Origin of the sequence: Akkermansia sp. GGCC_0220 (assembly GCF_017566105.1) — a bacterium.
GTDB lineage: Bacteria > Verrucomicrobiota > Verrucomicrobiia > Verrucomicrobiales > Akkermansiaceae > Akkermansia > Akkermansia massiliensis.
In genome coordinates this window covers 59,393-85,006 of the sequence record NZ_JABFCI010000014.1, presented here as the reverse complement: position 1 = coordinate 85,006, position 25,614 = coordinate 59,393, and the positions used below count along the sequence as shown (strand labels likewise).

The window sequence follows — 25,614 nt, the reverse complement described above, 5'->3', positions numbered from 1 at the left end:
GCGTCCTTCTGGGCCGTGCCCAGCGCGTTGACCGTGCTGCCCGCTACGGCGGCCATCACCCGCTTCGCTTCCGAGGGGTTGGAAGACGTCAGGGCGCCCACGGCGTCATCCACCTTCTTGAGGATGGAGTCTGCGGCCAGGTCCCCGGGCAGGTTCCAGAGAAGTTCCGCACCGGCCTTGGAGTTGACCGTATCCGCAATACGGGCATACTTGTTGTCCTTGGAAGCCGTAGCCACCAGAACGAGGTTGCCGTTTTCCATCACCAGGTACGCATTATTTTCAAACTTCTTGAAAGCGGAGGAGGAGGGATCCAGCAGGATAGCCAGCCGGTCGCTTCCGCCCAGGTCAATGGTGCCGTCCGCATGCATGAGCGTGTAGCTGCCGTCCGCGCCCAGCGTCAATTCATTCCTGCCGGTGGAGCTGAGGGTGATTTCCGCTCCCTGGCTGATGCTGATGTTTCCGGTCACGCTGATGATGGGGCCCGCGTAGTCCGTGTTGAAGGTGAAGTTCGTGCTGGAACCTTCACCCAGCGTCATGCTGCTGAGGGTAAGGGCCGTATTGGCTCTCGGGTCTTCCACCGTGCCGCCCATCTTGATATTGAGGCGTCCGGTGTTGTTGATCGCCCAGTTGCTGCCCGCGGCGGTGATGACGTTGTCAAGGGTCTGTCCCGCATTGCCGGAGATGTTGAGCTGCCCGCGGCCTTCCAGCGTGCCGCTGAAGACGGAACCGCTGCCCGAATTGCCGGTATTGACGGCCAGAGCGCCGCCATTGCTCTTCAAGGTTCCCTGGCCGCTGATTCCGGCAACGGTGTTGCCGGTGGTTGAGCCAAGGTCAAGCGTTCCCGTGGAATCGCCGTTCTTTACCAGGTCCAGCAGTACGCCGCCCTGGAGGGAAGCCGTTCCGGAAAGGGCCAGCGTATCATGAAGGGCAAGCGTGCCGCTGCCCTGGATGGTGCTGGCGGAAAGGCTGCTGGCATCGTTAATGGTGAGGGTGGCTCCGCTGCCGATGTTCAGGTCCGCGCCTTCGCCGCTGTCCGTCAGGTCTCCCATGACGGTATTACGGTTGACATCCAGAACCACGCCTTCCGCCGTGCCTGCCAGCACCACATGGTTGAAGTTGCTGCCATCACCGTTCAGGGTGAGCGTGCCGCCTTCCATGCGGAGGGTGTCCGTCACAAAGGAGCCGTTGACCGTGAGCTTGCCCGTGTTCTGCTTGATGAAGGTGACCCCGTTTTCCCCAACGATGCTGCCGCCCATGATGGAGTCCGCCCCGGCATAATCATCCGGTGCGGGCAATCCCGTTTCCAGGCGTTCGTTGTTGAGGATGACCACGGCGTTGCCTCCGTCCGCATTGGTGTTTTCCACCTTCAGCGTGCTTCCCGTTGCGCCCAGCAGGTTGTTGATGACCGCGCCGTCGCCGTCGGTATCGCCGGGGGCTCCCGCCAACTGGACGGTAAGCGTCTTGCCCTGGGCGATCACCACGCCGGCGTACATGCCCAGCGTTCCGTAGTTCGTGACCGTATCGGGATCAGAGGAGGCGGTGCCGTCCACCATGTAAAGGCCGCTGACCTGTCCGCTGAGGACCAGGCTGCCGCCGTCGGTGCCCGTCACGCGGATGCCGTAGTTGGAAAGGATTTTGCTGAACTGGATGTCGCCCAGATTGGCGCATTCCAGCGTTCCGGTCGTCAGCGTCAGCCAGCTTTCCACCCCGGCGTCCTTGTGGGCGACGAGGGTGTTCACAATGGCGTCAATATCCAGATTGACCGTGGCGGAATCATTGATGACGAGCTTGCCAGCCCCCTGGTCAATGATGGCCGTGCCGGCCGCTCCCTGGTTGACGTTGTCCGCACCCAGGGTAAGGTTCAGCGTTTCCGTAGCTCCCGCACCCACCGTAATGTCTCCGGAGACGTTGGTGAGCTTGCCTCCGGCAGCCAGGGTGATGCCTTTCAGCATGTCGCCATTGGTGCCGCCCAGATTGATGCTGACGGCGGAGTCCACAACGATGCCCGCGGTGGCGCCTTCTCCCCGCGTCATGGCGGAGGTCAGTGATCCGTTAACGATTTTCAGCGTTCCCGCTCCGTTCAGCACGGTGCCGGCCCACTGGCCGGCCTTGTCCGCCGTGCCAAGCTGGACCACGGCGTCGGCATTCGTGATGCCGAGGGCTCCCGTAGCGGTATTGGCCTGATCCAGGATCAGGGTGCCCGTGCCTGCATGCGTCAGGTTGGAGTTGCCCTGCACCAGCGCATTCAGCACCAGTTCCGCGTTATTGTAATTGACGTTGTATTGTGCGGCCAGCCCGGCGTCCGCAGACCCCGTGTTGCCCGCCAGGATGGCGCCGTCTCCAAAGATGGCATTCCCCGCACCCGTGACGCTCGCGCCGCCGTTGCCGAAGTTCCAGACCTGGCGGCTGTTGTTGGCGGAGGTTTCATCGGTGGACAGGGTTCCCGTGAAGTCCTTGAGGGAGCCCGTGAGGATATTGGTCATCCGCACGTTCGTGGACATGCCCCATGCGCCTGAACCGGAAAGATTACCGGAGAAGGTGTACGTGGCGCCGGAAGAACCGTTCTGCACCGTGCCGTGGGTTGCGCCGATTTCAAAGTTGGCCGCCGTCGTGCCCGCGGAGAAATGGAAGCCCTTGCCGTCGATGAAAATGGTGCCGCCTCCCAGCGTATTCCCCGCGCCGAAAGCCGCCCAGTTGGCATTGGTACTCATATTTTCCCCGTTTCCGAGCAGTTCCAGACGGCCGGTGAAATTGGTATTGCCCGTATTGGAGATGTTGACCTGTCCCGCGGCATCCGCCGTCCCAATGGTGATGGTGCCCGCGCCGTTAAGCTGGGCGTGCAGGTTGACGGTTCCGCCGGAGAGGGCCAGAGAGGCGCCTTCACTTACGCGGACGATGGTGGCGTTATTGGGGTTCACGCCGATGGTCGCTCCGCCCGTGAAGGCAAGCGTTCCCTCTTCCACGGTGAGGTGGGCCAGGGTATTCCCGGAGTATCCCAGCGCCAGCGTGCCGTCCCCCGTCTTGGTCAGCGTGGTGCCCGCGCCCATGACGTCAGCCGTCAGTCCGGCCCAGGAGACAGTGTCCCCTGCCCCGATTACGGAAACGTTCAGAGCGCCTCCGTCTCCAACCTTGACGCGGCTGGAAACGTCATATCCCGTCACGTCCCTACCGGCGGCGGAGTCCGCATAAGCCAGCGTACCGCCGTTAAAGGTAATGTCACCCGCCGTACCCAGCGCGTCGTCCGCTCCGATGGTAAGAGTGCCTCCGTTGAGCACTGTGCCACCGGTGTAGGTATTCGCCAGGTTCAGGGTGACGTTGGCCGTGCCGTTCACGGTGAGCGTAGTGGGGGCAACGGAGTCCGCAATATAACCCGCGTTGTCCGGATCACTGACCAGCGTGTAAGTGCCGCTGTTGAAGACGACGCTCTTGGGAGTCACGGTACCGGAGACCTTCACTTCACCCGCTTCCGCAGCGGAGAAATAGATTTCCTGGTCGTTCAGCGTGTCCACGCCCGTCAGCTTGGTGGTCCAGCCGTCAATGCTGGTGTTGATCCACTTGCGGTCCGTTCCACCGTCCCAGACAAAACCGTTGTCTCCGCTGACGTCCACGACTTTCAGCACGAGCTGGTTGTTTTCCACCACGACGGAGTATTCAAAGCCTTCCCGGGTGATGTCCGGCGTCCAGGTGAAGGAATCCGTGGTCAGGCTGCCCGCCGCAGCCCACTGGGCCAGGACGTAGTCGGATGCTTCCAGTTCACCATAGTTGTTGATGGTCAGCGTGCAGTTGGCATCCGTCAGAGCCAGGGCCCCTGCCTGGATATTGATGATCGGGCCGTTTGCCACGACTCCGGTCATGTCAAAGGTCAGCGTAGCGCCGCTGTTCAGCGTCAGGGCGGAGGCCGTGGTCATTTTGGCGCCCGCGCCCATGGAGATGCTGCCCAGGGTCATGGCGTTCGCATTCGTGAATGCCAGCGTGCCGGCCTGGACGTTCGTCAAGCCCGTGTAGGTATTCTGCCCGGAGAGGGTCAGCGTGCCGGAACCCACTTTCGTCAGGCCGCCGGCGCCGGAAAGGACGCCCCCGAGGGTGATGTTGGTGGAAGCCTGGTCATTGTATGATTTGGTTCCCGCATCGTATTGGCGGGTATCAACCGTCACGTTGCCGGCAAGATTCATGTTATAGGCGGAGGACCAGCCTTCCGCCGCCGTCGTTCCCAGGGTCCCGGAATTCATGTTCAGGACAATCGTATTGGTATTGCCGGACGCAGTCATGCCTCCCGCTCCGAGAAGCAGGGAACCGCCATTCAGATTAATGGTGGCGCCCTTGGCGGCGGCTCCGGCCCAATTCTGCCCCAGATCCAGCGTCTGAGCCAGGACCATGCCGCCTTGTTCAATGTTCATGACCCCCTTCCCGTCACGGGAAATCCGCAGGGTGCCGGTAATGTTCATGAAAGCATCCTTCTTGACAGTGAGCGTCGTCGTCCCGTTGTATTCATTACGGCCGATGAAACTTCCAGCCGTCAGGGAAGCGCCGGAATCCAGCGTCCAGGAAGCAGCCGCATTCGCACCCGCCATCAAAGTATAGCTTCCCGTGATATTGACATCACCCTGTAAAACCGTTGTGCCGGCAGCAGATATCAGAGAACCGGCGCCGGTGATCGTGTTTCCGTAAGTTCCGGCGGAAAGCGTCAGGGTAGTTCCCGCGCCCACATCATATTTGACGCCAGTCAGCGCGGCCGTCGTCGTGCCGGAGGCATTCCCGCTCAGCTTCAGCGTACCCGTGGAATTGGCATTCAGGCGCGTGCCCAGGCCGTTCCACGTGCCCGTGGTCAGCTCCAGAATGGAATTGCCCTGGAGGAGAACCGTGCTTGTGCCCAGCGCGCCGGCATTGCCGACGACGAGCTTGCTGCCGTTATACAATACAGTGTTTCCGCTATAGGAGTTGGCATTGTTGATGGTCAGGGAAGCTCCGTCCAGCAGATTCAGCGTCGTATCCCCGGTAATGGAGCCGTCACCAGCAAAAATGAAATCCGTGCCGGAAACATTAATTTTACCCGGAGCAACATTCCCGACGATCGTTACAGTCTTGTTCACGTCCGCACCATCGGAGAAATACACGGTCTGTCCATCGGCGTAAGCCGTGGGAGTGCCGTCAAGGTCCCAGGCGGTATTGGAGGTGTCCGTGTTCCAGTTGCCGCTCTTCCATCTCAGCAGGCCGTCCTTGTCGGACAGGGAGACGTACAGCGTATCATCGCTGACGGTGAATGTAGCCTTGTAAAGTTCAGCCGCGGAGCCGCCGAGCGTGAACATGGACGTATCCGTCATGCCCGTTCCGTGCAGGAGGGCATATTCCGTATTGGCGGTGACGGAGGAAAGGCCTATCTGGAGAGCCGTAGCGCCGGTGCCCGCCACTGAATTGACGGTTAATGCCGCGGTATCCGTACTCAGGGCTCCAAAGCTCAGGGAGCCTCCGTTCAGGGTCAGAGCAGCCGCCAAAGTAGCGGTGCCCCCGTCAAGATTGATGGTTCCCAGCGTAGAGCCGGCATCCAGGGAATAACCGTCTGCGGAAGTCACGGCTACGGTCAGGCCGCCGTTGATAAGAAGGGTCCCCTGCCCGATGACGCTGGAGTCCTTCACGGTCAGCGCGCCTTCCCTCAATTCCACCGTGCCGGTGAAACCAGGAACGGCGGCGGTTTCACCTTCCGCGGGAACCGGAACCTTGGCAGCTCCATTGAGCACCAGGGTGCCGACGCCGATCTTCGTGAGCTTGCCGCTGCCGGTCAGGCCGGTATTAAAGGTAATGGTTCTTCCGGTTGTCTTGTCCCCGGCGTCCAAGGTATCCACATAACTTCCGTTGGAAGCCGCCAGCGTGATATAGGAGGGAGTGAACTCGTTATTGTAGGTCACGGACCAGTTGGCCGTGGCTCCCAGCGTTCCCATGCCGAGCGTAATTTCACTGCCGCTGGCAAAGTTAACGATGTTGCCGCCAAAGTTGACGCGGGCCGTTCCGGCCGTTGCGCTTCCCAACTGGAATCTCCCGCGGAATACTCCATTGCCATTGGCCCAGAAGTCCAGGCCGCCCAGGTTGGCCGTGCCGCTGGAAGCAAGGAAGGTCCCCGTTCCGCTGTACCCAAGGTTCAGCGCAGCGGAGCCGGTAAGAAGCCCCCCGTTAAGAGTAAGGGTGCTGCCATTGTCCACGATAAAGCTGCGGCCGGTTCCGTGGTCGCTGTTGGTGCCCGTGACATTCAACTCGGCGCCGGTGTTGATGGAAAGGGTCCCGTTCTTGAGGAGCCGCACGTTCGTAGCGTTGACGACGGAACCGGAGTTGACCTGAATGGAACTGCTCGCCCAGTTGCTCGACATGCTGAGGGTTCCGATGGTGGCCTGCGAATTGGTGAGGGTGAAGCCCCCGATGCAGTAATTGACGGCCAGGCCGCCCAGGTTAACCGTATTGTTCAGGAAGGTTACACGGGGACCGTAACCGCCGGAAGCCTGGTCCAGCTGCATGGTTCCTGCATAGTCAACGTTGCCGGAGATATTCAGGTTGAGGTTTTCACTGCGGCGGAAGGTGATTGAACTATCCTGGGTGACGCCCGCTCCTCCTACGATGTCGGAGGCGATCGTAACCGTATCCGCGGCATTGTGGTTCATCAGGACGTACATGCCGCCTTCAACGACGATGCGGTCCGAAGGACGAATCGTTCCCGCTCCGGGGCGAATGATGAAATTGGCGCCGTTGCCGATATGCAGGGTTGCTCCGTTGAGCGTGTCCGCCGCAGGCTGGCTGGCCGTATTGGCGGCGTAATTGCCATATACGGTGATGTCCTTCAGCGTGGATCCAGGAGAAAGGGTGACGCTCCCGTCCGTATTGCCGAGCCAGACGGAAAGGGAGGAGTTCGTCCCGCCCATGACGGTGGAGGAGAAGGACTCCATGAGATGCGTGGCGTCTCCCAGCGTCAGGGAAGCGTTGTTCCCCAGCGTGAAGGTATTGCCCGTGCCGAAGGTGATGGAAGAAGCGATCGCTGCGGTCTTCCCTTCGGAAACGAGGAGGCCCGCATTATTGCCGAGCGTGAAGGTTCCCCCCGTAATGGCGGCGTCCCCAAGCGTAAGCGTCGCCTGGCTGCCGAGGGAAAGGGCTTCCGCCTGAAGGGAATCCCCGGCTCCCATGTTCAAGGTGTAGTTCGTCCCGTCCTGGAACGTTACGGTACCGGCGATAATGTTGCCGGTCAACGCAATGGTTTTAACCCCTTCCGCAGCCGTGAAAATAACGGAGTCATTGTTCAGGAAGGAAGTATCCGTCTTGCCTCCATCTCCACTCTTGTACCAGCCCGTTCCAGTGTTGCTCCAGGTGCCGGTAGTGGAATTCCAGACAAGCGTTTCCATATTGTAGCCTGTTCCCTGATACTGCACGGACATGCCGGAACCGTTGGAGACAAGCACGAAATTGCCGGCTCCCAGCTGGTCGGCGGAATCGACTCTCGTCAATGCCTCATAGGTGTCCTCCCCGGTTTGCTTCCAAATAAGAAGGGAATCCAGGGAAGCCCCCAGATCAGCCCCGGTGGACATGAAATAGCGGGTCAGCAGGGCATCGTCCACCAGCTCGCGGTTGGTAACCGTCAGCGCTTCCATGGCGCCCGCAACCACTACCTCTACATTCCACGTCCGGTCATTCTTGGTCACTGTAGTGGTATTTGACAGGTTGATCATCCCGTCAAGCCCGATGTGCCAGTAGTGGCTGCCGGAACCGGTACCGTTGTCAAAGTTGAGATTGCCTCCCGGAGTGGTCAGGTTCAGCGTGCCGTCCACATAAATATTAGCGTGCCCCTCTGCCTCCATGCTCTTGATCTGGTTGCTGAAGGTGGTGGAAAGAGTGGATCCGGCGCCTACGTAAACACTGCCGCCCCATTGTCCCAGGCTAACGGACACATTGCTGTTCCCCGTCACGGAGATGCCGCCGCCATCCGAAGTGTTGGGAGGAGTGCCCGTAACCGTAACGTCTACATCATTAAAAATCAAATGCGGGCCCTTATTCTCCTGGCGGGAGGGGGCGGCGTCCCCTTCCCAGTTGCCCGCCGTATCTACGGCATCGCCTTCCCCTGCCCCCGTCCACGTAAAATCAGGACCGCCAAACGCGGGAGCCTGCCAGAAATCCGCCGATGTGGCGGCATGGGAGTAAGAGTAAAAACCGGAGAAGGAAACCAGGGATGCAAGAAGGGCGGAACGCAAAGAAGGGGGGAGATGAAGTCTCATATTGTATCAATGATATTATGACCAGTAATACCCGGATTTATAATCCGTTGGCAAGCCTATTTTCGTTAATGACTCTTCTTAAGCAAATCATGAAGGGGAATAAAACAGGCTTCCTTAAACTATCTCTCCATCCATTTCAAAAATTATTAATGCAATACTTTTAATACAAGCAAGATATGGAAGTTTAAAGAAGAAGAAGGATTATAAATCCGGTGTCAAGCGTGTATTTTTGATAAGTAAAGATTTATATGGGACCTACATACTTGACTAACCATCCAACAGATCACCTCTTCCTTTTCAGGAAATTTGGTAAATAAAAAAGGTGAAGGTAATTTGCGGTTACCTTCACCTTTATACAAAAATTCTCCTTATATCAAGGATTATCAAATAGTAATTTGATAAAACATACTACTGTAAATAGTAATTTAATTAATTTATATTTGTCTAAATAAAGACTATTTCTCTATTGGGTTTTCTGAAGAAAAATCTTTCTTTTCCTTCAGGGCTACGCAGATAATAAATTCTGCGTAGCCCCCAAATAGTTTTAATATAATATATTGTCGCCATAAGCGCCTTTCTATTATTAGTTCTTAACTAAATGGTATTTTACTACCACCTAGGGTCGGTCCTGGAGAAGATATAACAATGAATGGCCTTTCATTCATCCAATCTTTCCTCCGACCGGCCTTAGTATACCACACAATTAATACGCATGACACAATTATTTGAAAATAACTCATTTATTATAAATGATATATAACTTAACCATCATTAAACCCAATGATGGTTAATTTAATCCTTATTAATTTTTATACCTTTAAATTCTGAGATCAATTTTCTACTCGCCCAATATGGGTAAGAAAATTGTAATACAAAATACTTCTCAATACGCTGAAAATAAACGCGTACGAACTAATCAAAACACGACAAAATTTCCCTATCACAACAAAGATATGGGAAAAACTAAGTTCAAATATACTTCCTTATATGAGTTCTTCTCCAAATTTCCTAATGAGGAATCTGCTCGGAAGTATTTTGAGTTAAAAAGATGGAATGGTCATGTCCGTTGTCCTCATTGCGGTTCAGATCATATCACCAAATGTAAAAACCACTTTCCGATGCCTTATCGTTGTAAGGATTGTAGAAAGTTCTTCAGCGTCAGATTCGGTACAATTTTAGAGGAATCCAAATTGCCTCTTCACAAATGGTTGATGTGCATGTATCTGTTGGCGACTTCAAGAAAAGGCATTTCTTCTATCCAGGTTTCCAAGGAACTTGGAATTACCCAGAAGAGTGCATGGTTCCTCTGTCACAGAATCAGGGAAGTTTGGATGAAAGATAAAAAGGAGAAGTTGGACGGTATAGTGGAAGTAGATGAAACCTTCATTGGAGGAAAGGAATCCAACAAACACTTTTCCAAGAAGCTGAACAAGGGAAGAGGTTCTGTAGGTAAATTGATTGTCATCGGGGCCAAACAGAGGAATGGAAAGGTGATCGTCAAACATATCGACGATACTTCCGCTTACAATTTACAAGGATTCATCGGAAGACATGTAGAGAGGAATTCCAATGTGTTTACGGATGAGTTCAAATCCTATAAAGGACTTGTCGGATTTGTCCATGAGTTTGTCAACCATAAGGGGAAACAGTATGTCAATGGAGAGGTTCATACTAATTCCATTGAAAGCTTCTGGTCTCTATTGAAGAGAGGATATTATGGCGTTTACCATTACATGAGTAAAAAACATCTTAAGAGGTATATCCATGAGTTTTCCTTCAGATACAATACTTCTAAGGAAAATGTTCTAGATTTCCTTGGAAAAACTATTGAGATGATGGATGGTAAAAGATTGATGTACTGTGATTTGATAAAATGATTTTGGAAAATTGAAGGTAAGTAGTTTTATGAAAAAGAAAAAAGGATATTATTACTATTATGATATAATAGATGGGAAAGTAAACTGGAAAAATGAAAAGAAAGTATTTATCTTAACAAACATAAAAATTCGTTACTATCTATTTTACGTAATTTACATAATTTTTCGTAATGTTCGAAATCTTTCAAATCAGATATTGGAGAAAATTTACTACTATTTTGTGAATGTCTTACTTTCCAAATGTCTGTCAGAAAAGCAGTCATTAGGATTATCAAAACTTCTTGAGAAAATTGAACGCTAGAGTAAGTTTTTGCTTTTTCCTGAAAATGAATACTACAACATCTTAGACGTTCATAAAGTTGCACATATTGAGGTATTGAGAGAGATATAACCTTATTGCTTTGAATATACATCCGAACAAAATTGAATATCTGATTGTATTGAAGAATATCTTTTGAATCTAATTTATTTTCATGTTGATAAGTATGAATATATTCATGTAATTCTTTGCATATATTTTCTATCTTATCTACTGCATCAGTTAATGTATATTCCTTATCATTTTCTTGCATACTCCAAGAATGGAAGACTATAGTAAGATAGTCAAGGCTCAATTTCTCTGGATAATTCCAAAATATTGATTTTGAGTAATTTGCAGATCATCAAAACTTCGATGAAAGTCAAATACCTTTCTCCTGTCTCATATTTGGAGACGAATGACTGAGAAAGATTACACATCTCAGAGAGTTCTACTTAGAAGAGCTTTTCATCACATCATCCAGAAGGCTATGAACATCTATCTGTAGACTTTTACAAATGTTGATGACTTCTGTGAATGTAAGGTACCGTTCTCCTACTTCATATTTGTTGACAAAGGTGTGAGGCGTATTCAAAAGTTCCCCCAAGTCCCGTTGAGTCATATTCAACTCTAAACGTTTTTCTTTTAATATTTTACGAAGATTTTTCTCTTCAATACTATTTCTGTTCCTCATTTTGGAACAATAACAGAGAATAAGATTGTACCAAATTTAGGTACAAAAGTATTTACAAGTCATTCGATATTCGGTAATAGGTCTTCAATGTTCCTAAAATGGGAACAAACCTAGATAAGAACTATGAAGACATTATTACTTGGAATACTGGGCGCAACACTTCTGTGCAGTTGCGGAACAATGGGACCTATCGGCGTCGTCTATTCGGACGTCAACAAGCCTGTACATGCGACATCCGCCAGTGGTATCAGGACAGGTCAATCTGAATCCAAATCTTATTGCGGATTGGTTGCCCTGGGAGACTCCTCCATTGAAGCGGCCAAAAAGAACGGAGGCATCAAGACTGTCTCGGCGGTAGATACCAAGGTCTATAGTATCTTGGGCATTTATAACAAGTATACAACTACCGTTTCTGGAAACTGAGAATTATTATGAGGAAGTTACATATTTTGACCGCAGTGACGTCTGCGGTAGTAATCATGGGCACAACCTCCTGTGATGTATCTCCAGAAGAAAAAGACACGTCTAAAATCCCTTTGTCCAACCTTACTTGGAATGACGTAGGTAAGATTTATGGAAATAACAGCGATGCAACTGAGATTTTCAAAAAGGAAAAATGGAAAGATTTTAAAGGGAAAAAAGTGAGATGGTCTGGTAAGGTTGGAGAAATTGAGACCACATTCGGAGTACTAAGTATGTCTATTATAATGAATTATTCCAATACGGTTTCTTTAGGAGGAATGAGTTATTCCTCTAGTGAACTTTTAGTTTCTTCTCCTGAAGTAGAAGTCATTTTAAAGAAAAGTGAAAAGGAAAAAGGTCTAAAATATAAAGTCGGTGATAGAATCGAATTTGAAGGTATTTTAGATGATTGGAGTGATTTTCAATCACACGTAGAAATTAGTAATGGTGTAATAATAGAAAATAAGGAATAAGTCATTCGCGATTACATCAAACAATTGTTTGATGATAAGTATATTATGAAAAACGGTGACTAGAATATCTAGTCACCGTTTTTTGTTGTTTTCAAAAATGGGAGATAAATAATTTTATGAATGAGAATAAAAAATTACCCAGTAAAGAAAGACCACTTAAAATTCATCCAGATTATACCTTGAAAGAATGTATTGAAATGTCGTTCCCAGAATTAACTTTGAGTGAAAAAGAAGAACTTCTTCAAAGATTTAAAAAGGATGTTTTTATGTTTATAGATAAGGACGAGTCATTTTTAACCAAGTAGTCTCGTCAAAAAGATTGAAATCATCCTTATTCCACTTACTTTCAATAGTTAATAATGTTTTGAATAACCCTATCTCCTGATATTGTGTTTTATCAAATAATTCAGAATATTGATCTTCTGTCAATGTTTGGATTAGATCTTTTCTGTCACAGTCAGGATAAAAATCTATTAAATAGAAGGTTTTAGATCCTTGTTTATTTAAAAATTCATGTTTAAATAAACCTTTCCATTTTTTTACATCTGAAAGAAGAATGGGGCCGTTATTTCTAGTAGGTAGAGATATATCCATATACTTTTATAGAAAGTAACATTATGTGAAAAATGTCAAGGAAAATTAGTTTCTTTGACGAGTGAGATAACCATTTGGGAGTGGTTAGTCAAGTATGTAGGTCCCATTTATATTTCTCTTTTAATAGAGCGGCGGCCTTCCTTAAAACCGCTTCTTTAAGAAAAAGAACAGGCGGTTCCTTGTTCTATTTCAATTTATTTCATCATTTACTGCTTGTTTTTTTCAAATACCGGATTTGTTATCCGTTTCAGTGGACGCATGTTCAATCCCCATGGCCATTTAACTTTCAAGGGAACGGCAGTGGCGGCAGCCTTATGCCTCATTTCCGGCGTACAGGCTTCTTCCCTGTTGTACGGACTGGATTTCAACCAGCTTGGGAGCAATCAGAATTTCATCAATCTGGGAAGCGGTTCCACTGCCATTTCAAAAACGACCGGGTACATCAATTGGAGTAATAGTATTACACCCATGACGGACGGCGGTTATTCCCACTGTCCCAACGGTGGAACGTTCAACATCACCAGCACCAATGGCATTGACGGCCTGAATTTTGCCACCGGTTTCAGCGTGGGCATCCACATGTATTACAGTTCTTCTAGTGCTGACTGGAAGGATGCTTTTTCCATGACGATAGCGGGCACGACGATCAGGGTGGAGATGACGGCCGCCAATAAATGGGTGATTTACAACGGGGGGAATATCGGAATTCCGGACGGAACCGAGTTGTTTGCTGCTTCTGATGATACATGGAACTACCTTGGACTGACGTTCAAGGGAAATGAGATGCAGGTTTACCACGATGGCGAGCTTGTCAAAACGGTCACGACGAGTCTTTCCGGTGATTCCAAGGTTACCAGCATCAAGGGGAGCGGGGATCACAATCCTGGGGCCAACGGCCTTTTCGTCGATAACCTGGCTGTGTACGACGGCGTGTTGAACGGAAACGATTTTGCCTACCTGGATACGCACGGCATGCCCTTGTCCATCCCGGAACCGGCCACCGCTACGCTGGGGCTTCTCGGGCTGACGGCGCTCCTGGTGCGCCGCAAACGTGCCTGAGCTTGGTTTTTCTGAACATTAAAAGAGCCGTTCCTCATTTCCGTGGAACGGCTCTTTTAATTTATAAACGAAGTGGGCCTTGGTCCGCAGGGCGCGGAGAATCAGCTCCATGCCCGGTCAACGGCTTCCTGTTCTTCCGGTCCAAGGCGCCTGGAAAGCCGTTCCCTCATGCGCAGCCGGTATTCGGGAATGCTCCAGGAATGGAGCGGCTGAACGGCGGAGTTGGTGAATTGCCAGGAGGGGATGGGCACCACCACATCCAGGACTTCTCCGGCCCTGGACGGCATTCCGGCCAGTACCGCTGCAATGGCGGAGGAAAGCTCCGGACGTTCGTCCAGAACATCCAGCAGCCATCCGCAGCCCAGGTCCGTGGGAATGGCTTCCGTTCCGGCCAGCAGGTCCGCGAGGCGTTCGGAAGAAAGTTTTTTGGAGATGGAGGCCAGATAAGGGGCAAACCGCATGTCGCCCAGGCTCATCAGGGCGTCCAGCGCTGGGGCCATGCTCGCTTGGCCGGGTAGCGGATTCGCACAGATGATGTCTGCCAGCCCGGCGATTCCGGGAAAGCGTTCCTCCGGTTTGGGGGAGGCCAGCGTGTAAATCAGGAAGGAGGCCTGACGGCGGATGTCCGGGGCCTCATCCGTCATGGCGAAGGGCAGGAGGGCCCGCCATCCGTCCCCCTTGCGCTGGCGGATGAAGGTGGCCAGTTGCAGCGCGCATTTGCGCCGCGCGTCCGGTGCGCAGCAGGACTGGAAGATGTTGTAAATGGCGACGCCTTCTTCTTCCCTGCCCATTTCATTGCAGGTGACCAGCCCATAGGCGATCATGGCCAGGGGCCACTGGTCCGGACCGATTTCATCCCTGCGCGAGGGATCCATGACGAGGGCGGCAAGCCGCTTGATTTCCGACAGAGAACTGGTTTGATCCTGAAAAAGGCCCATGCCCGCATGATAGCCGGCGGCAGGAGCCTGCCAAGGAAAAAAGCCGCTGTTTCCTGCCACCCGCGTTCCGGCAGGGCGTTGCGCCTTCCGGCAGCTAGCGGGCGGAGATCCTCTCCATATTGTCCGCAACCAGGGCGGCCAGTTCTTCCTCTTTCATGGAGAGGGCTTGCGCGGCGTTCCGGTAAAGCTCCGGCAAGGCCTCCGGGTGTTCGTCCGATTCCAGCGCCAGCCGATGGAGCGGGATGGAGGAAAGGAGGCCCGGGCGATCCATTTCACGAGGCCCCACGGAGAGAAGCCAGTTGCCGGAAGGGAGCTGCGCGCCGGGGTTCAGGGCACCCGTCCAGCCGTGCAGCACGGCTTTCAGCCGGGGATATTCCTTCAGCATTCCTGCCAGCGTGCCCCACGCGCGGCAGCAGTGCAGGGCGGCGGGGCGGTTCAGGCGCGCGGCCAGCTCCAGGTGCTGTTTCAGCGCTTCCCGCTGTAGGGGCAGCCCCGGAATGCCGCGGCGGCACTTGTCCAGCCCCGTTTCCCCAATGCCCGCACGGGGGAATTTTTTCAGGAAGGATTCCAGCAGGCGCATTTCCTCCTTCCATGCAGCCGGGTTCAGGCGCCAGGGATGAATGCCGAAGAAAGGCGTGACGTTTTTATCCCGTTCCGCCAGAAGGGCCACCTGCTCCCAGTCCGCCGGGGAGGTGCCGCAGATGAAGCGCGGCGCCGTGCCGGGTGCGGCAGGAGCGGGGTGGGTGTGGGCGTCCGGAAGATTCGTCATTGTTTAATGGGACAGCGTGGGCGCGTCTGCGGGTTCAATAATATCAAAGCTCAGCTTCGCCAGGCGCACCGCGGCGGCGCCCGTTTCCATTTCATCATGGATGACGTTGGCGATGCCCGCATGATGCAGGGAAGCCACTTCCGAACGGAATTTGGCGCGGGCTATCACCGTGATGTTCGCGTTGGCGCCCTTGATCTGCATGTAGGTGGACAGGGCCGGGGCGGGGTCCGGGAACGTGAAGGCGATCAGCCGCGCGGTGCGGATTCCCGCCAGGTCCATGGTGATCTGGTGCTGGATGTCCCCTAGGAAGGCCAGATGGCCGTCATTGAGCAGGGTCTTGACGGTGTCCGCGTTCAGGTCGATGATGATGCAGGGGATGCCGTACTGGGACAGGCTTTCATGCAGCCGCCTGCCTACGGGACCGTAGCCGCAGATGATGGCGTGGTTCTTGATTCCCTCCACGCGCGTGATCATGGTTTCTACGCTGAGGCGTTCCCTTTTTGTCTTCAGGCCCGGAATGCGCACCAGCAGGGGGGTGAGCTTCCGCGCCGCCTTCATCAGCAGGGGCGTCATGCCCATGGAGACGGCGGCAATGGCGTACACATTGGTGGTCACCAGCGCCGGAATGGGGGTGATTTCCTGCATGAAGGGGATGAGCACCAGGGAGAATTCCCCTACGTTGGTCAGCGCGGTGGAGGCCATGATGCCCATGCGGCCGGGGATTTTCAGGAAGCTTGCGGCCACGATGCAGGCCACGAATTTGATCGCGAGGACAAAGGCGGCGAAGGTCGCCACATGGCCGATGTGCTCCCACAGGTCGTCAATGTCAATCAGCAGCCCGGCGGAAACGAAGAAGATGGTCAGGAAAAGGTCCTTGAAGGGGAGCACTTCACTGAGGACGCGGTGGCTGTAGTAGGAGCTGCTGACGAAAAGCCCGGCGGTGAAGGCCCCCAGCGCAATGCTCAGGCCCAGCAGGCTGGCGAGCATGGCGATGCCGGAACAGATGGCGAAGACCATCAGGGTGAAGAGCTCCCGGCTCTTGGTCCGGGCCACGGCCAGCATGATGCGCGGGAGCAGGTAGTGGCCGATCAGCCATGCGGCCCCCAGGAAGACGAGCCCCCGCAGGACGGCCATGCCGATGTTGAGAGCGGTTTCCCAGGAGTCGGGCGTGGCGGCGAAGATCTGCGGCATGATCGCTACCAGCATGATGGCGGCAATGTCCTGGAACAGGGCGATGCCTACCGCCATTTTTGCCCCGGAGGTGCCGCTCAGGCCGAATTCCTGGAAGGATTTCAGCGCCACCGCCGTGGAGGAAAGGCCCATGATGGCCCCGACTGTCAGGGAATGGCTCATATCCATGCCCGTGGCGTAATGGAGCCCCAGGCCGAAGGCGGCGGTGCAGATGAACATCTGAATGCCGCCGCCGACCAGGGCCGTTTTCCGCAGGTGCTTGAGCTCGTCAATGGAAAATTCCAGGCCCAGCGTGAACATGAGCAGGATGATGCCCACCTCGGAAAGGGCCTGGATGCTGACGTCGGAATTGGGGATGTGGTCCAGGATGCCGCAGTTGGCCAGAATCACCCCGCAGATGAAGTAGCCCGCCAGCAGGGACTGCCGGAAATGGGCCAGAATGAGGGCAATCGCAATGATGCCCATGAAGACGACGGTGAGCAGGGTGAAGAAGGGAGGCGCGGCGTTGGGGCCTCCGGAAGCCAGCAGAGAGAGAACCATGGCGGTCGGGAAAAGGGGCTATGGAATGGTGATGAGGTTGATTTCCGGCGGGCAGTTGAAGCGTCCCGGCCCTATGTAGCCTATGCCGCGGGTGACGAAGACCTGCTTGTCTTCATAAGGATGGAAGCCGGAGTACATCGTTTCCCCCTCCGACGTCAGCAGGGGGGTGGAAAAGAAGGGCAGTTTGATCTGGCCGCCGTGCGTATGGCCGGAGAGCATCAGGTTCCAGTGATAGCCGCCCAGCAATTCCCTCCCCTTGGGGTTGTGGCTCAGGACGATGGTGGGCATCACGGATTCTTCCCCCAATTCCCGCGGACTCATGCACCGGTCCGGAAAGAAGTCCCCCTCGCGCAGGTCTCCCAGTCCCACCAGCTTGAACTCCGCGTTCCCCAGCCTGGGGATGGTGACGAAGGCTGCGGAATTCCTCAGCAGGGTGAAACCGCCTTCCTTCAGGATGCGCTCCACGTTGTCCACCAGGGCCATGTCATGGTTGCCCAGGCACGCGTAGGCCGGGGCGATGGAAGAGAGCCGTTTCATCTGCGTGATGTAGTCTCCTGCGTGGGTGGCCCGCAGAAAATCCGTGTACAGGTCTCCCAGGAACACGATCATGTCCGGCCTGGCCTGTTCCGCCATGGCCGCCGCTTTTTCCAGCAGGGGAAGATTGGTGTGGACGTCTGACAGCACCAGGATGCGCAGTCCGGAAAGTCCCGGAACGCAGCCCGCTGGAGCGGTGTTTTCACTGAATTCCAGATGGTTGGCCTCCCAGTTCATGTAGGAGGCCAGTAGGGACCCCAGCAGAATGACTGCCGCGGCTGCGTACAGGAGTTTGCGGAGCAGGGAGCGTTTTTTGGAGGGGGTGGAGTCCGTAGTCATGATTGGGCGGGATTGAGAATAGCCAGTTCCGGCATGGTGAACAAGCCGTTGCGGCGCACCAGGACGCCGTCCAGGTAAATATCGCCTCCGCCGGCTGCTGCCGTCTGGATGCATACCATGTCCCAGTGGATGCGGGACTGGTTGCCGTTGTCCGCCACGTGGTAGGCCTGTCCCGGCGTCAGGTGGAAGGAGCCGGAGATTTTCTCGTCAAACAGGATGTTGCGCATGGGGCGGGTGATGGCCGGATTGACGCCGAAGGCGAATTCCCCCAGCCGCCGCGCGCCGGGGTCCGTGTCCAGAATGGAGTTGAGCTCCGCGGTCTTGTCCCCCGCCTCCGCATGCACCACCAGGCCGTTTTCCAGCGTCAGGCTGATGTTGTCAAAGGGAATGCCCTGGAACAGGCTCGGGGTGTTGAAGGAAATGCGGCCGTTGGCGCTGTCAATGACGGGTGCGGTGAACACCTCCCCGTCCGGCAGGTTGCATTCCCCCGCGCACGGGATGGCGGGCAGCCCCTTGATGGAAAAGGAAATGTCCGTTCCCGGTCCGGTGATGCGCACGTGTTCCGCCGCCTCCATCATGGCGGCCAGCTTCTGCATGGCGGGGCGCAGGGCGCCGTAATCCATCAGGCAGGTGCGGAAATAGAAATCCTCAAACTCTTCCGTGCTCATGGCGGCCTGCTGGGCCATTCCCTCTGACGGCCAGCGCAGCCCGCACCAGCGCGTGTGGCGGATGCGCCTCTGGGAGACGGGGTTCAGGGCCTTCATGGCAACGGCCATATTCTTCTGGGGAACGGCGGACAGCTCAAAGGCGTTCCCGCCGCCGCGTATTTCTATATAGGCGTCCATCTCCTCCATTTCCGCCAGGCGGTGGCGGCCGATGATGCCGTATTGCTCCTCCGTGGCTCCGGAGAGCATTTCCCGGTTCAGCCGGGACTGGTTCAGGCGCAGGAAGGGCATTGCGCCTGCGGCGCGTACCTCCCGGATAAGGGCTATTCCCATTTCCTCCGGAATATCCGTTAATTCCAGCAGAACCCGGTCTCCGGGACGCAGGGTGGTGGAATACCCTGCAAGCTGGGCCGCCAGGGCCTGAAAACGGGTGTCTCTCATGCCTTTATTAGGCGAATACCGGGGCCTTTTTGTCAAGCCGGAGACTTGCCACGGGCAAAAAACTGTGGTTTCATCCCCCGGATGTCCAAGTTGCCCAAATTAGGAATACTCGGTTCCGGTTCCGGTTCCAATTGCCAGTCCATTTATGACGCCATCCGGACCGGCTCCCTCCGGGCGGAAATTGCCGTGGTGATGTCTGACAATCCGGACGCCTACATTCTGGAGCGCGCCCGTTCCTGGGGCATCCCGGCGGAGGTGATCGACTGCGGGGGATTTAAAACCAAATTCCCGGAGGCGTCCCAGGCCGCCGTCGCTGCGCGCCTGAAGGAATACGGCGTGGACTGCGTTTGCCTGGCTGGGTTCATGCGCCTGGTGAAGCATCCGCTGCTGAAGGAATTCCCTTCCCGCATTCTGAACATTCATCCTTCCCTCCTTCCTTCCTTCCCCGGCCTTCATGCCTGGGAGCAGGCCGTAAACGCCGGTGCGGCGGAAAGCGGCTGCACCGTTCACTACGTGGATGACGGCATGGACACGGGCCCCATCCTGGGGCAGGCGCGCGTGCCCGTGCTGCCGGGGGATACGCCGGAAAGCCTGCACGCCCGCATTCAGGTGCAGGAGCATGCCCTTTATCCCGCCATGATCGCCCGCGTTCTGGAAACGCTCGCATAACCCGCTGCGTCTTTTGACCGGAGGACGTTCCGCCGCTCCTGGAGGAACGGATGACAGGATGACTGATTCTCTTGTCTTGTTCTGTGAACGGAATCCGTTAAAAAGGAGTCCTCTTTTCAAACAAAGGATAAAAAACAACCATGAAGATGAACCCTTCCATCGCCCTGTTTGCCGTTTCCGCCCTTCTGGCGGGTGTGGCGGGCGCGCAAGAAAAGGCTGCCGAAGCTCCGGCGGCCGACCAACCCAAACAAGAGAAAGAAATTACTGTGTCTCCCGAACAGATGAAAAAGGACCTGGGCTATTTTCTGGGTTTCCAGAGCGGACAGCAGCTCGGCTCCATTCCCACCCTTACCTTTGACGACCTGGACCAGGAATCCTTCCTTCAGGGCATCAAGGACGGCATGGTCCGCAAGCCCGCCAAGGACCAGGAACAGCTGAAACCCGCCCTGGACGCGTTCCAGAAGCAGATTGACGAACGCATCTCCGCCAAGGCCAAGTCCAATCTGGAAGCCAGCAAGAAGTTCATGGAGGAAAACGGCAAGAAGGAAGGCGTGACCACCACGAAATCCGGCCTCCAGTACAAGGTGGTGAACAAGGGCGGCGAAGAAAAATTTGACGAGAAGAAGTTCAAGAACCCCATGTTCAAGGTGAAGTACAAGGGCACGCTGCTGGACGGCACCGTGTTTGACGACACCAAGGGCAAATCCGTGGAACTTCCCCTCCAGGTCATCCCCGGCTTTGCCGAGGCGCTGACCACCATGCCCGTCGGCTCCAAGTGGATCGTGTACATCCCTTCCGAGCTGGCCTACGGTGAAAACACCCCCGGCGCTCCGATCGAGCCCAATTCCCCGCTCATCTTTGATCTGGAACTGGACGGCATTTCGGAAGCCCCGGCTCCCCAGGGCGGTCCCATGAGCATTTCCCCGGAACAGCTCCAGGAGATGCTCAAGCAGAGCGGCGCCCAGCAGCAATAAGGTAAGATTTCCAAGCCAGGGCCGTTCCCGTGAGGGGACGGCCTTTTTGTTTTTGCAGGTACCGCCTTCATCAGGAGGGTGAATGGTCAATCTGGGAATTTGTAATCCGTTGGCAAATCATTCCCCATCATACTCAATCCTCCCGGCATTTTGAACGCACGGAAACGATGTGACAGGATCAGGAAATAAAAACCAATACGCTAAAACGGAAAGGAAGAAGACGCCGGATTCAACAGCTCTTTTTCCGGCGGGCCCTTTTCCCGGAAATGCGCCTACCTCGCCACCACGTGATTGTGGTGGAAATCAACAAAGCTCCGGTACGTTTCCTCGTCCAGCAAGGTTTCATGCGTCATCAGCAGGAGGGGGAAAGGCTTCCCTTCATCCGTATAAGGGGGATGAATGTAATCAAACTGGGGATTGGGCACAAAGCCGTGCCGCTGGTAAAACCCCAGGCGGCGGCGTGAAATCCCGTCCTCCGGAGGATCAATCTCCAGAATAACCTTGTGGGGAAAAGCGTCCCTCAATTCTTCCAGAATCCTTTGGCCGGCGCCCTGTCCGCGCAGGGAGGCATCCACGGCGAAATATTCCAGATACACGAATGCCTCACGCTGCCAGCTCACCAGCATGGCAACCACCCGGCCTTCCCCGTTTAAAAACACCTCATAACAAAAACCCGGGTCTTGAAACGCCAGCGGAAAATCCTGAACGCGCCGCTGTTCGTGCACCGGAAAACTTGTCCGGTAAATATCCAGGGAATCCAGGAATAGAGGATCATCCACTCCCGTCGCACGGTGCTTGGTCAGCGATTCAGGCTTCATGCCCCATATCCAACCACACCCGTCTTCCTTCGGCAAGGCTCCCGGAAAAACTTCCCCAGTCATGCAACAACGCGGCCAGACTTAACCCATTCACCTTCCAGACGATTCACTACTTTTCTAACATATTATATAAACCGTTGACAATAAATAAAATAAGAAGATAGAGTGATAAGAGTGCAGAAATAGTTCATCCATCCTCCATGTTTACACCGATTCTCCGCCTTTTATTTCTTCTGCTGTTCCTGATATTTCCGGGAGGCGCCAATACGGTTCTTCATGCGGAAGAAACTCCAGACATGGACGACTGCTCCCTGTATATTGAATCAAAGACGGATGTGGCGTCCGCCCAATGCATGATTGACGGAGGAAACCAGGAGGACGACAAAAAACGGACTGATGTGGGTATTGGAGAAGAAGTTGAACTGACCGTGACCGGGAAGCGGTTAAAAGAGGTGGATTTGGATTCCATAGAATGGACCATGGAACCGGATAATCTGGCCACCGTTGAAAAATCGGAGGATGGAGATAATCAGGCAATTCTAACCATCAACAAGGATATTACTGAAAACAAGATTCTTACAATCCGAGTCAAAACAAATCTCGACGAAGAACTGCCGGAGAGAAAACCTCTGATTCTTCATATTTTTATTCCATCTGAAATCATGGCAGTACATACGGGGAAACGAATGCCCAAGTGTGCAGCAGATGGAGAAAAAGACCATGCGGGAGCATCCACCGTCCTGGATTTAACCCTGCATCCATTAAAAGTGAGTTTCAGTAATATCGCCTTCATTGAACGGGCGAATGATCCGGAAGGATTCAAACCGGAACATGATCCCGGCGCCGTTTTGTTCCGCCCCAACGCCAAAAACAAGGCAATTCCCAGTGACTATATCGGATGGAAGTTTAAACCCGGAATTCGATTGCCCCAATTGCAGGCTTCCAATCTTCCCAAGCCCTTTTCATGGGCATGCGGCTGGCATGTCCGTTCCGGTGACAAGGACTGCCTTCTGATTCATGGCAAACCCTATCCCCAGGATTTTAATTTCACTTATGACGGAGAAGAAACCGATGAGAATTCTCCAACCAAAGGATTACAAAACGTCAAAGTAACCGTCTCCAAATTCCGCCGCACCGTGACACGCAGTACGACAGGCAAAGCGCTTCATACCAACTCATAAATAATCCTTTTCCATATCATTCCATGAACCCTGTTTATGTACCTATTCTCCTGGCTTGGACGGCCCTCCTTTTGTTCCATTCTCCCGCTTTCTCCGATATCCGCCTGCCCATTCCCTCAGCCACCAGGAACCTTAACAAGCAGAACACGAAACTGCTCCAACTTAAAAGACTGCTCGACGAGGACAGCATCATTCCCTTCTACCAGGAAGCCGACAAAATGCTGAAGGAGGCCAGCCTTTACAGAAAAAAAAATGTCACTCCACAGGAATTGACCGACGGCCTCTTCCTGTGCCGCCTGATTGCGACCGCGCCATTCATCGACGTTAACCGGCACAGCAACGTCATGTGGCTGATGAACCACACTAACCTGGACTATAAAGTTAAAGATTTCATGTCCCGGAGCATGCCGCTAGCCGCCTTAACGGACAAGCATTCCACCTTGCCGGAAAAGGAGGAAGCGCTGCGGTTTTTTCTAACAGCGAGAGCACTGGTTCTCCAGCAATTCCGGAGCAGTTTCGATCACGCCTTTGAGGCCACCTGGATCTGTTCGGAAATGCTTCTGGACCATGCCCCCCAGCTCACCGGCGACCGGGAAGCAGCCGGCGAATTCGCCAACAGGCTCGCGACCAACGAGGCAAGAAACAATAAACTTAAGAACATCATACCCAGAAGGGAAAGAATATTCGTCCGCGAATTAATGCAGTGCTTCCCGACCAAAGCGGTGGAAGTCAAAAAATACCTCCGCATGGCCGGCTACGGCGACAAGGATATCCCCGCCCTGCTTGACAGAACCGTCGGCAGGATTCCTGAAGCCCGGTACCTGTACAAGGGTTTGCCGAAACGGAAGGATTGAACGCTTCCCCTTCATCTCCATTCAATTCACGTTTTACCTGATGCATAAAGAGAAGTGGCGTGCTTCATGAAATCCATTTGAAGTTTCATTCCGGAAACATTAGAATTCAGCTAAAGCCATGATGCCGCCCATGAAAATTTTCCCGCTACTGTTTTTCACCTGGGCAGCTTTTCCATGCACCCTCCAGGCGCAGGAAAAACCGCAAGGGGAAAGCCCCTGGCCGCGCTGTGCCCCTGCACGTTCCGGGAGCCATATTCTTTTCCTGGGAAACAGCTATACGTTTTTCAACCGCATGCCCGCCATGGTCAAGGCCATGGCTGACACCAAAGGACTGCGGCCGGACGTGCACATGCACGCGGCTCCGGCAGCCTCCTTCCAGTCCCACTGGAATGACGGGCGCGCCCGTGAAAAGCTGGAAGGAACGGCCTGGGACTTCGTCATTCTCCAGGACCAGAGCGCCACTCCCGTCGTGGCCCCGGAGCGGACCATGGAATTCGGCGGCAAATGGTGCTCCCAGGTACGCGCCGCCCAGGGAACGCCCGTCCTGATGCTGACGTGGGGAAGAAAGGACGCCTCCGGCGTTCCGGACCCGCAGGAGCAAAAAGCCCTCCTCGCCACGTATTTGAATCTCGCCCGGAAGGAAAAAGCCGCCGTGGCCCCTGTGGGAATTGCCTGGGAAAACTGCCTCAAACGCCATCCCGGAATTGCCCTGTACCAGGCGGACGGCCAGCACCCAACGGAGGCGGGAAGCTACCTGGCGGCCTGCGTGATGTACTGCACCCTGTTCGGAAAGTCTCCGCTGGGCCTCCCGGCCAAACTGTCCCTGAAAGGAGTGCGGCTGTGCAGCCTTCCCGCAGACAGGGCCAAAATACTGCAAACCGTCGCCAGGGATACGTGCAAACAGCTCTTTTCCTCTTCTGCCGGAAACCGCCCCGGAGCCGCAGGGCCATAGGCCGCCGCTCTGCTGCCGCATAGCGCAAAATCTACTCGCAAAACGGGCGCCGTTCCTTTAACCTTGCGGCGATCACTTACACATATTATGAGCGAACAAGTCATTATCATCGGCGCAGGCTGCGCAGGCTACACGGCGGCCATTTACACCGCCCGCGCCAATCTCTCTCCGCTTCTCATTACGGGCTCCCAGATCGGCGGCCAGCTGACCACCACCACGGAGGTGGAAAATTTCCCGGGCTTTCCGGACGGCGTGATGGGGCCGGACCTGATGTTCCTGATGCAGCAGCAGGCGGAAAAGTTCGGCACCCGGTTTGCGTATGAAGACGTCAAGAGCGTCATCAGGGATGAAGCCACCGGGCTGTTCACCGTGAAGACCAGCGGCCAGAATTACGAAGCCCGCAGCATCATCGTGGCTACGGGAGCTTCCGCCCGCTACCTGGGCATACCCGGGGAGGAAGGGCTGGTAGGCCACGGCCTCACCGCCTGCGCTACCTGTGACGGAGCCTTTTACCGGGACGTGCCCGTGTGCGTGGTGGGCGGAGGAGACAGCGCCTGTGAAGAAGCCATGTTCCTGACGCGCTTCGCCTCCAGGGTGTACCTGATCCACCGCCGGGACACGCTCCGCGCCTCCAAAATCATGGCGGAGCGCACGCTGTCCAATGAAAAGATTTTCCCCATGTGGAATTCCACCATCGTGAGCTACAAGACGGACGACAAGGGAGAACTGGAGGCCGTCATGCTGAAGGACCTGGTGGAAGGGGATGTAACGGAACTGCCCGTCAAGTGCGTCTTCATGGCGATCGGCCACACGCCGAATACGTCTTTCCTGGGGGATCTGGTAGACCGGGACGACGCCGGCTACATCATCCGGGAACCCGGCCTGATGGCGACCAAGACGCCGGGCCTGTTCGCCGCCGGAGACGTGGCGGACCCTCACTACCGCCAGGCCATTTCCTCCGCCGGCATGGGCTGCGGCGCCGCCATTGAAGCGGAACGCTACCTGCTGGGGCTGTAAGCCCATCTTCCGGAACGGGGCGGAGTTTC

At 54.5% G+C, this 25,614-nt stretch carries 20 protein-coding genes; 10 read left to right on the top strand and 10 right to left on the bottom strand.

Annotation, left to right across the window (positions count from 1 at the left end):
- A partial coding sequence (locus HJW02_RS10320) for an autotransporter-associated beta strand repeat-containing protein (RefSeq protein WP_208050636.1) occupies window positions 1–8,246 on the bottom strand: 8,246 nt, incomplete at its 3' end.
- A gap of 953 nt (window positions 8,247–9,199) precedes the next feature.
- Here HJW02_RS10320 and HJW02_RS10315 point away from each other — a divergent pair.
- On the top strand, window positions 9,200–10,123 hold the full coding sequence (locus HJW02_RS10315; RefSeq protein ID WP_102722762.1) for an IS1595 family transposase: 924 nt from the start codon (window positions 9,200–9,202) through the stop codon (window positions 10,121–10,123).
- Window positions 10,124–10,230: 107 nt separating this feature from the next.
- On the opposite strand, the gene HJW02_RS10310 is transcribed toward HJW02_RS10315, so the two are convergent.
- Both HJW02_RS10310 and HJW02_RS14160 read right to left on the bottom strand, forming a co-directional pair.
- The gene (locus HJW02_RS10310) at window positions 10,231–10,695 is read right to left on the bottom strand and encodes a hypothetical protein (RefSeq protein WP_146018106.1); all 465 of its coding nucleotides are present in this window, start codon (window positions 10,693–10,695) and stop codon (window positions 10,231–10,233) included.
- Between the two features lie 177 nt (window positions 10,696–10,872).
- Window positions 10,873–11,115, bottom strand: a complete 243-nt coding sequence (locus HJW02_RS14160; protein WP_102722759.1) for a helix-turn-helix transcriptional regulator — start codon at window positions 11,113–11,115, stop codon at window positions 10,873–10,875.
- Between the two features lie 123 nt (window positions 11,116–11,238).
- Between HJW02_RS14160 and HJW02_RS10295 the strand changes: the two genes are divergently transcribed.
- Both HJW02_RS10295 and HJW02_RS10290 read left to right on the top strand, forming a co-directional pair.
- A complete protein-coding gene (locus HJW02_RS10295; protein WP_102722758.1) occupies window positions 11,239–11,538 on the top strand; it encodes a TRL-like family protein in 300 nt (99 codons plus the stop codon).
- 56 nt (window positions 11,539–11,594) lie between these two features.
- Window positions 11,595–12,050: a hypothetical protein gene (locus tag HJW02_RS10290; RefSeq protein ID WP_146018105.1), complete on the top strand. Its 456-nt coding sequence runs from the start codon at window positions 11,595–11,597 to the stop codon at window positions 12,048–12,050.
- A gap of 270 nt (window positions 12,051–12,320) precedes the next feature.
- On the opposite strand, the gene HJW02_RS10285 is transcribed toward HJW02_RS10290, so the two are convergent.
- Complete coding sequence (locus HJW02_RS10285; protein ID WP_146018104.1) at window positions 12,321–12,644, bottom strand: hypothetical protein; 324 nt, start codon at window positions 12,642–12,644, stop codon at window positions 12,321–12,323.
- Window positions 12,645–12,902: 258 nt separating this feature from the next.
- Between HJW02_RS10285 and HJW02_RS10280 the strand changes: the two genes are divergently transcribed.
- Window positions 12,903–13,703, top strand: coding sequence for a LamG-like jellyroll fold domain-containing protein (locus HJW02_RS10280; RefSeq protein WP_022396029.1), 801 nt, complete (start codon window positions 12,903–12,905; stop codon window positions 13,701–13,703).
- Window positions 13,704–13,804: 101 nt separating this feature from the next.
- On the opposite strand, the gene HJW02_RS10275 is transcribed toward HJW02_RS10280, so the two are convergent.
- The 5 genes from HJW02_RS10275 to HJW02_RS10255 form a co-directional block, all read right to left on the bottom strand.
- Window positions 13,805–14,641, bottom strand: coding sequence for a hypothetical protein (locus tag HJW02_RS10275; protein WP_102733082.1), 837 nt, complete (start codon window positions 14,639–14,641; stop codon window positions 13,805–13,807).
- A gap of 94 nt (window positions 14,642–14,735) precedes the next feature.
- On the bottom strand, window positions 14,736–15,410 hold the full coding sequence (locus tag HJW02_RS10270) for a TatD family hydrolase (protein WP_022396031.1): 675 nt from the start codon (window positions 15,408–15,410) through the stop codon (window positions 14,736–14,738).
- A gap of 3 nt (window positions 15,411–15,413) precedes the next feature.
- On the bottom strand, window positions 15,414–17,141 hold the full coding sequence (locus HJW02_RS10265; protein WP_022396032.1) for a cation:proton antiporter: 1,728 nt from the start codon (window positions 17,139–17,141) through the stop codon (window positions 15,414–15,416).
- An 18-nt stretch (window positions 17,142–17,159) separates the two neighbouring features.
- The gene (gene yaeI / locus HJW02_RS10260) at window positions 17,160–18,014 is read right to left on the bottom strand and encodes a phosphodiesterase YaeI (RefSeq protein ID WP_102722754.1); all 855 of its coding nucleotides are present in this window, start codon (window positions 18,012–18,014) and stop codon (window positions 17,160–17,162) included.
- The gene (locus HJW02_RS10255; RefSeq protein WP_022396034.1) at window positions 18,011–19,120 is read right to left on the bottom strand and encodes an aminopeptidase; all 1,110 of its coding nucleotides are present in this window, start codon (window positions 19,118–19,120) and stop codon (window positions 18,011–18,013) included. The genes yaeI and HJW02_RS10255 overlap by 4 nt, the downstream gene beginning before the upstream one ends.
- An 81-nt stretch (window positions 19,121–19,201) precedes the next feature.
- Here HJW02_RS10255 and purN point away from each other — a divergent pair, with 81 nt between their 5' ends.
- On the top strand, window positions 19,202–19,789 hold the full coding sequence (gene purN / locus HJW02_RS10250; RefSeq protein WP_102722753.1) for a phosphoribosylglycinamide formyltransferase: 588 nt from the start codon (window positions 19,202–19,204) through the stop codon (window positions 19,787–19,789).
- Window positions 19,790–19,929: 140 nt separating this feature from the next.
- On the top strand, window positions 19,930–20,763 hold the full coding sequence (locus HJW02_RS10245; protein WP_022396036.1) for an FKBP-type peptidyl-prolyl cis-trans isomerase N-terminal domain-containing protein: 834 nt from the start codon (window positions 19,930–19,932) through the stop codon (window positions 20,761–20,763).
- 272 nt (window positions 20,764–21,035) lie between these two features.
- Here HJW02_RS10245 and HJW02_RS10240 read toward each other — a convergent pair whose 3' ends face one another.
- The gene (locus HJW02_RS10240) at window positions 21,036–21,581 is read right to left on the bottom strand and encodes a GNAT family N-acetyltransferase (RefSeq protein ID WP_180970900.1); all 546 of its coding nucleotides are present in this window, start codon (window positions 21,579–21,581) and stop codon (window positions 21,036–21,038) included.
- 200 nt (window positions 21,582–21,781) lie between these two features.
- Between HJW02_RS10240 and HJW02_RS10235 the strand changes: the two genes are divergently transcribed.
- The 4 genes from HJW02_RS10235 to trxB all read left to right on the top strand — a co-directional run bounded on the left by HJW02_RS10235 (window position 21,782) and on the right by trxB (window position 25,585).
- Window positions 21,782–22,762 carry a hypothetical protein gene (locus HJW02_RS10235; protein WP_102722763.1) on the top strand — a complete coding sequence of 327 codons (981 nt, stop codon included), beginning with the start codon at window positions 21,782–21,784 and terminating at the stop codon, window positions 22,760–22,762.
- Window positions 22,763–22,785: 23 nt separating this feature from the next.
- The gene (locus HJW02_RS10230; protein ID WP_102722764.1) at window positions 22,786–23,616 is read left to right on the top strand and encodes a hypothetical protein; all 831 of its coding nucleotides are present in this window, start codon (window positions 22,786–22,788) and stop codon (window positions 23,614–23,616) included.
- 313 nt (window positions 23,617–23,929) lie between these two features.
- Window positions 23,930–24,568, top strand: a complete 639-nt coding sequence (locus HJW02_RS10225; protein ID WP_146018107.1) for a hypothetical protein — start codon at window positions 23,930–23,932, stop codon at window positions 24,566–24,568.
- 87 nt (window positions 24,569–24,655) lie between these two features.
- The gene (trxB, locus tag HJW02_RS10220; protein WP_022396025.1) at window positions 24,656–25,585 is read left to right on the top strand and encodes a thioredoxin-disulfide reductase; all 930 of its coding nucleotides are present in this window, start codon (window positions 24,656–24,658) and stop codon (window positions 25,583–25,585) included.
- Window positions 25,586–25,614 lie beyond the last annotated feature (29 nt).